This window comes from Aliiglaciecola sp. SL4, from assembly GCF_041538045.1.
Classification (GTDB): domain Bacteria; phylum Pseudomonadota; class Gammaproteobacteria; order Enterobacterales; family Alteromonadaceae; genus Aliiglaciecola.
Map to the genome: position 1 here is coordinate 139,835 of NZ_JBGOSE010000010.1, position 7,033 is coordinate 146,867.

Annotated in this window: 10 protein-coding genes; 4 read left to right on the forward strand and 6 right to left on the reverse strand. The window is 40.1% G+C overall.

What is annotated here, in order from left to right; genetic code table 11:
• Positions 1–7: 7 nt before the first annotated feature.
• The 3 genes from AB6T38_RS14720 to AB6T38_RS14730 are packed head-to-tail and all read right to left on the reverse strand — an operon-like array spanning position 8 to position 2,443.
• Positions 8–982, reverse strand: coding sequence for a biotin-dependent carboxyltransferase family protein (locus AB6T38_RS14720; protein WP_372548009.1), 975 nt, complete (start codon positions 980–982; stop codon positions 8–10).
• Positions 979–1,692 (reverse strand): 5-oxoprolinase subunit PxpB, encoded by a 714-nt coding sequence (pxpB, locus tag AB6T38_RS14725; protein ID WP_372548010.1) that lies wholly within the window; start codon positions 1,690–1,692, stop codon positions 979–981. Before pxpB ends, AB6T38_RS14720 begins: the two co-directional genes overlap by 4 nt.
• Before the next feature lie 25 nt (positions 1,693–1,717).
• Entirely contained in the window at positions 1,718–2,443 is a 726-nt protein-coding gene (locus tag AB6T38_RS14730; RefSeq protein WP_372548028.1) for a 5-oxoprolinase subunit PxpA, read from the reverse strand.
• Between the two features lie 146 nt (positions 2,444–2,589).
• Here AB6T38_RS14730 and AB6T38_RS14735 point away from each other — a divergent pair, with 146 nt between their 5' ends.
• Positions 2,590–3,405 carry a S1 RNA-binding domain-containing protein gene (locus AB6T38_RS14735; protein WP_372548011.1) on the forward strand — a complete coding sequence of 272 codons (816 nt, stop codon included), beginning with the start codon at positions 2,590–2,592 and terminating at the stop codon, positions 3,403–3,405.
• A 30-nt stretch (positions 3,406–3,435) separates the two neighbouring features.
• The gene (locus tag AB6T38_RS14740) at positions 3,436–3,831 is read left to right on the forward strand and encodes an OsmC family protein (protein ID WP_372548012.1); all 396 of its coding nucleotides are present in this window, start codon (positions 3,436–3,438) and stop codon (positions 3,829–3,831) included.
• Positions 3,832–3,899: 68 nt separating this feature from the next.
• Here AB6T38_RS14740 and yiaA read toward each other — a convergent pair whose 3' ends face one another.
• From yiaA to AB6T38_RS14755, 3 genes are all read right to left on the reverse strand, one after another.
• Complete coding sequence (gene yiaA, locus AB6T38_RS14745) at positions 3,900–4,370, reverse strand: inner membrane protein YiaA (protein WP_372548014.1); 471 nt, start codon at positions 4,368–4,370, stop codon at positions 3,900–3,902.
• 126 nt (positions 4,371–4,496) lie between these two features.
• Positions 4,497–5,306, reverse strand: a complete 810-nt coding sequence (locus AB6T38_RS14750) for a DUF2145 domain-containing protein (protein ID WP_372548015.1) — start codon at positions 5,304–5,306, stop codon at positions 4,497–4,499.
• A gap of 54 nt (positions 5,307–5,360) precedes the next feature.
• Positions 5,361–5,720 carry a hypothetical protein gene (locus tag AB6T38_RS14755; RefSeq protein WP_372548016.1) on the reverse strand — a complete coding sequence of 120 codons (360 nt, stop codon included), beginning with the start codon at positions 5,718–5,720 and terminating at the stop codon, positions 5,361–5,363.
• A gap of 127 nt (positions 5,721–5,847) precedes the next feature.
• On the opposite strand from AB6T38_RS14755, the gene AB6T38_RS14760 reads away from it, so the two are divergent.
• Entirely contained in the window at positions 5,848–6,603 is a 756-nt protein-coding gene (locus AB6T38_RS14760) for a helix-turn-helix domain-containing protein (RefSeq protein WP_372548017.1), read from the forward strand.
• A gap of 81 nt (positions 6,604–6,684) precedes the next feature.
• A complete protein-coding gene (locus AB6T38_RS14765; protein WP_372548018.1) occupies positions 6,685–6,900 on the forward strand; it encodes a hypothetical protein in 216 nt (71 codons plus the stop codon).
• Positions 6,901–7,033 lie beyond the last annotated feature (133 nt).

Here is a 7,033-nt window from a genome sequence, read left to right on the forward strand (position 1 = left end):
AAAAATGTTAATTAGAATGAATTTGAGTGAATAGATTAGCGTGTTTAATCTCGGCTAAATTGACTAAGTTATGGGCAGTTTGAATATCCACTGCTGAAAAAGTGACTTTGCAACCTGGTGTCGCTTGAGACAACAAATCACAATCAATGGACAACACACTCCCCAATTTAAAGTAGCCTCCTACCGTTTGCCGATCGTCCAACATTATTATGGGTAAGCCTTGCTGAGGAATTTGCACTGCTCCGCGGGTAATACCTTCAGATAACATGGGTTGGTTTGGTGCGGCAATGGGATTGCCAGTTAATTTACACGCCATTCGACTTGAATCAGGGCTGACAATGTATTGGTGAAGATAAAATTGTCGTAAAGCCACAGGGGTAAAATCATTAACTTGATACCCTTCAACTAATCTCAAGGTTAATTCACTGTTGACCGCAACCTTAACACTTCTTTGAGCAGCAAGAGGAGCAATTTTTGGCGTTTTGGGGTCAGTAGCAGGAGTTTGACTATAAAATGCAATTCTATCCCCCTGCTGCAACGCTTGGCCGTCTTTTGTTAAGCCACCTAGCCTATCCCGTATCACTGTTGTGCAACTTCCAAAGATTTCGGCAACATCAAATCCTTTATGGACAGCCACATAACTACGAAGTCCATTAACTGCTTTTTTAATGGTAACAATGTCGCCCGAATGCAGTTGAAAACTGCGCCACGATGGCTGCTGTTGACCATTAATACAAACTTCCGTTGTCCCCCCTGTAACTGCCACTTGGCAATCAGAAAGGCTTTTTAAACTAAATCCACAACCAATTACTTCAATACTTGGGGCGATGTTTTGATTGTCACACAACCAATTGGCCCATTGGCAGCTTCGTCGATCAGCTGGCCCTCCAGTGGTAATCCCTAAGTGTTGATAACCCCTTCGACCAGCATCCACTAAAATACTTTGCAAACCGGTCGCTATTATTTCAACAGCATCAATCACGAACTTTGCTCCAGCGTTTGATAATACGTATCTTCGCTAATGGGTTTAAATCTAACAGTATCACCTACTTTGAAAGGAGAAGGAGAAGCTTGTTCTGGGACAAATAATTCTAACGGGCAGACACCAACAATATTCCATCCTCCCGGCGAAACATTAGGATAAATAGCGGTTTGCCGATCAGCGATAGCCACTGAACCTTTGGGGACTTTTTTACGTGGACTGGTTAACCTTGGAGTGGCGATTTTTTCATCGGTTTCCCCTAAAAATGCAAACCCAGGGGCAAAGCCTAAATAATAAACACGGTAGCTATTTTGTTGGTGTATTTGGATAACCTCATCGACAGTGATCTGATTATGCTCAGCGATACGCTGTAAATCATTGTCGTCAGACAAACCGTAACATACTGGGATCTCTACAATTTTAGACTCCTGTGACAAACCAGCTTGTTCACTCTCGCCAACTTGCAGCGCTTTTGTTAACCCAAATACTTGCGCTTTTACTGCAAAATAATCTGTGAGAAATATATCATAGGTAATTAATACAGAGTGATAAGCAGGAATAATATCTAACAACCAAGGCGTGTCAGTTTGTTCCAGTAAATGCACAAACATACTTACCTGTTGATTTTTATGTTTCAGTGTAGGCCCATCAAAATAGACAATAACGGCATTTTCACTGGCTATATTTATGTTAATTGCTTCGCTTCTCATAATTCTAGTAATTCCAGGACAGCCATTAAGATAATAACTCACGGATATGTTTTACCGCCTCAGCCGCACCAGCACTATCTCCATGCACACACAAAGTATCAACTTTTAAGGGTAAAACTTGACCAGATGCCGACACCACTTCTTGACTTTTTACCATTCGTTGTACCTGTGCGAACATATCATTTAACTGCAATACAGCGCCCGGTTTCGCCCTAGAAAGAAGTAAACCTGTTTCTGCATAACGCCTATCGGCAAACGCTTCAAATTGAAGCTCGAGATTATACTGATCTGCTATTTGTTGAAATGATTGCCAATTCGATACCGCTTGAACGACCAATACTAATGCCTCAGAGTAAAGACTGACAGCCTTTACCACAATTTCAAATATACTTTTATTGGCCATCATATCGTTATATAACGCACCGTGAGGCTTAACATAATCGACGGTCTTCGAATGTATTTTTGCCATGCCCTCTAATGCCGCAATTTGATAATGTAAAAGCGGAATAAGTTCATCTTCCGTTAGTGCCATACTGCGACGGCCGAATCCCTGTAAGTCAGGATAGGATGGGTGTGCACCTATTTTCACATTGTGTTGTTTTGCCGAGAGTATGGCGGATTGAATAGCCTGTGGGTCGCCACTATGGAATCCACAAGCAATGTTTGCCATGTCAACATAGGGCATAATTAAATCGTCATGTGGCATCCGCCACGCGCCATAACTTTCACCTAAGTCACAATTTAGTTTGATCAAGCGCTTATTGCTCCTTGTAAATTCAGATATAATGGTGATCTCAGGCGAATTCAAACTTAGTGATTTTTTCGCAGATCACAACTAAGATTCGCTAGTTTACTTTATTCTTAAAAAAAGTCAGGTGTATGCTACAAATTGGAAAAATGAATCACTTAGAAGTGGTTGACAAATTACCCTTTGGATTTTATCTAGACGGTTCACAAGTAGAACGTATTTTATTGCCAAATGGTTCTGCACCTGAAGGTTGTGAAGTTGGTCAAATGGTGGATGTGTTTATCTATCATGACAGTGAAGATCGCATTATAGCGACCTCCAAAATCCCCCTAGCTCAGGTTAATGAAGTGGCTGTCTTAAAAGTAAAAAGCCTGACTCGAGTTGGTGCTTTTTTAGATTGGGGGCTAGAAAAAGATTTGTTAGTACCTTTTAGTGAGCAGGAACGCCCCATGTCTGAAGGTATTGAATACGTGGTTTATGTATTTGAAGATCCAGAAACTGGACGGCTTGCGGCATCGACAAAACTTCGCGACTTTTTATCTGAAGACGGCCATGATCTGAAAGCCGGAGAAGAAGCGGATTTAATTATTTGTGGTCGCACAGATTTAGGCTACAAAGCGGTGATAAACGGTACGCACCTCGGTTTGATTTTTAAAGATGAAGTATTTAAACCTATTCGCACCGGCCAAAAGATGAAAGGTTACGTAAAACGAATACGCGAAGACGGGAAAATTGATTTGTGTTTTCAGCTTCACAACGAGCAAGCCAGAAAAGAGTTAACCGAACTTATAATTGACGATCTGATTGCCCATGATGGCCTGTCCACCTTAACGGATAAAAGTCCTCCTCATGAAATTAGCCAGCGCTTTGGAGCCAGTAAAAACGCCTACAAAAAGGCCTTAGGTTCGCTGTTTAAGCAGAAGCGTATTTTAATCGATAAAACCAAAATCACACTGGTAAAGTAAAACTATAACGACCTTAACAAGGAACAAGAAATGCAGGCGACCGTTACTTGGCGAAAAGGTATGCTGTTTGATTGTGAAACAGACTCAGGTAAAACTTTTCAATTAGATGGCAATGGTGAACAATTAACACCGATGGAAACTGTTCTATTATCGGTGGGAGCCTGTTCTTCTGTAGATGTAGTTGAAATTATGAAGAAATCTCGTCTCCCCCTAACGAGTTGTCGATGTGAGCTCAAGGCCACTCGCGCGAAATCGGCACCTAAAGTATTTACCGATATTCATGCAGAATATGTGGTGAGCGGTGAAAAAATAAGTGATAAACATCTGGCTCGCGCGGTTCAGTTATCCTGTGAAAAATATTGCTCAGTGATGCTAATGTTAGCCGGTAATGTGAACATCACCACATCTTACCGAGTTGAGGACTAATAACCTCAAAAAGCCTGTTTAGTAGCTAAACAGGCTTTAATTAACGAATTTTTAATTACTAACTATTTTTAATCTGCGGTTAATTCCGTTTGCTCTATGTAATTTTTCCCTTCATCAGTTTTATCATTGTTTAACGCCTGAGTATCTCTAACATTCTTCTGGACAGTCACAGCAGCAAACAAACTTAATGTGTATGCCATTCCGTAAAACCCTTTTTCACTTAATAATAAATCTGCATTAATCAAACCGATTACCAAAAGTGCAATGGCCAGTCCTGCTGATAACCAAGATAAGGTACCGTAAATAGAAGAAGTATTAATGCCTTCTGCTTTGTCTCGTATGTTTTTCTGTAACGATACAGTTGAAAACAAGCCATAAAGTAAGGTGATCAAGTAGTAACCTTTTTCATTAAGTAACATTTGTGCGTTGAAGAGTCCCACGCCATACGCGCCGATACCGATAAGCAAAGCGGCAATGGCTGCAAAGGTATAAGATTTGGTAGGCCCTTGCATCGAAGTTTCTAATGTTTGTGTTGTCATAATAATTCTCACTTGTTTCGTGTGTTGATTAAGGTATGGATAGAGTTTGCCTTCAAAAACACGAATAATAAACCCAGTTGTTAGATGAAGATTATTTCAAGCCTTAAAGTTTACAAATAATATACTTTACAAGGAGTTTATATCTCCAGCAGCCGTGTAGGTAATAAACTCGCTGGCCAACTTGTTCTCACGCAAATACTGGCCAATGGTTGTGAACGTGGTGGTGTACACTTTGCCATTGTGATCTTGAGTAGTGACATCATCCATGAACATTGAGCCAAAAAATAACTTAAACGGGCTAGTTTTTACTCGTTGGGCTTGGAAATGTGCCTTCGCGTTAACCTTCAACTGGGCGACGTCTTGGGTGTTATAAATGGCCGAGTTCAATAAATCTAAAGTATATTCAGTACAGTTTTGAAAGGTCGAATTAAAAGGGTTGGCAATGACCGAATAGTTTTGATTGTGCAAGAATTTATCTTTTCCTGAAGCAATCAAATCAATTAATTTGTCTTGCACTTCTGCACTAGGAATTAAAATCCCGGCGGTTAACTCATGCACTCCCCAAAAGAAATCTACTGGATAGTCGACGACCAGCTCACTCTTGTTAGCTTTGCCGCTTTGCTGGTAAAGATTATGTATCGCATAACCTTGCACAATTTCGCCATTATCCAAAGTAATATTTGAATATAGAGCAACAGCCGTATGAGTAAACTTAATACCTTCGGGCAAATCTTTCTCTGGTCTGCCCACTCTAGCAATAATAAATGCTCTAGCACCTTTTGATGCGGCATATTTTTCTACATCTTTGGCAAACTTAATAATTTGTTCTGGTGCATGCTGACTGGCTGCATCGCTTTGACTTCCAGCCAATGCATTAGGGCTGATAAAACTAAAAATGCTAACAATAATAAATAGATAAACTGTCGTAGATTTCATTTCCCTATTCTCCTTACAAGGGTTATTAAAATGATTCAAAAGGGCATTGTTAATTTACTTTTTGTTAATTACTTGGCTGGGCGCAGGATCGGCCGTGATCGTATGCTCAGTGATAATCAAAGTATGTTGATGATGGGGATGATGAGAACTGGCATGAGAAGATTTTAGACCGTCACTTAGTGCGTCTCCTGCTTCGGCAACCACACTTCCAGCAACTAAACTCACACCGCCCGCCACAATCACTGGGGTGACCAAAGCAACGCTGGCAACTTTAGCAGTGGATGCAACTCCTTCTGATGCCGCTAAAGCAGTGTGTTTGCTTGCTTGACCACTGTGATGAGCTGAGCCCGCTGCCTGAGTATTTAGTGATGACATAGATAAAATCATAATTAGAGCGCTTGTTACACGTTTCATATTGTTCTTCCTGTTAGTTATGAACGAGATAAACAATAGCTACTGGGTATACCCTATGTAAACAAAGTTGATTTATGTATACTAAACGTCAACCAATAGTTTATTATTTTAATACCAAAGGGTAGAAATGAGTCAAATTGGACAGGTTAGCAAAACACTCAAGCAACTTTTAAAACAACAGCAAGTTACCTACCGAGATCTTGCCGATAAATTGGCTATGAGCGAGGCCAATATAAAACGCATATTTTCAACCAATAGTTTTACATTGGAACGTTTAGAAGAAATTTGCGACGTACTCCAAATGTCACTTTCTGATCTTTTTGTGGTTGCACAAAAGCAAACTGAGAAGCTCAGCCAACTCACCGAAGAGCAAGAACTACAATTACTTGCCGATCCTAAATTATTGTTGGTGGCTGTGTGTGTGCGGGATTCATGGAAGTTCGAAGAATTAATCGAACATTACGATATTGATCAATTTGAATGTACGCGCCTATTAGCAAAATTAGACAAACTTAAAATTATTAGTTTATTGCCCAACAACCATTATAAAACCTTAATTGCCCAAGACTTTAGATGGATACCTGGTGGTCCATTGGAGAAATTTATGGAGCAAGAGGTTATGGTGAAATTCATGGCGCCGAAAAAGGATGAAAAGTGGAATTTCAGGCTATATATCCGTGGTCGATATTCACAAACCTCAATAGAGATCATCCAACGTAAGTTAAACCAACTCACTAAAGAAGCGTCAGACCTCAATCAAGAAGATGCCTCCTTACCATTATCTAAGCGCCAACATATGGGCATTCTTATGGCCATGCGACCTTGGGAACCTTCGCTGTTTGAAAGCATGCGCAGAAATAGTGATGGAAATGATAAAAAATAGCACAGATTGTTAAAACACCGCCTGATATGCTAGGTTCATATTTAAACTTTAGGGGATTAAAACGTAACCTAGGAGCAACAAATGACATCGGAAAACTCGAATCAAGATGACAATAGCTTTATGCATTTTGCTGCACTAAAAACAGCGATTGTGAATGGTGAAGAACAATCGGTAAAAGAGCTTCTATCAGGACAGCCAATGCAGGCCCTTGAAAAAAGCTACCTCATGGATTTAGCCAACTTAAACAACAACAGCGCAATTAGAAAGTTACTCGAAAATATTCCCGTTAAGGAATAGCCTTTTTTATTGGAAGTCTTTTTTATTGGACAGTCTTTTTTATTGGACAGCCACTGTTTCTGTGATCGAACAGCTTCAAATTTAGACAGTCACAAACTGGACCACCATAGTCAAACAAACAACTACACTTTAT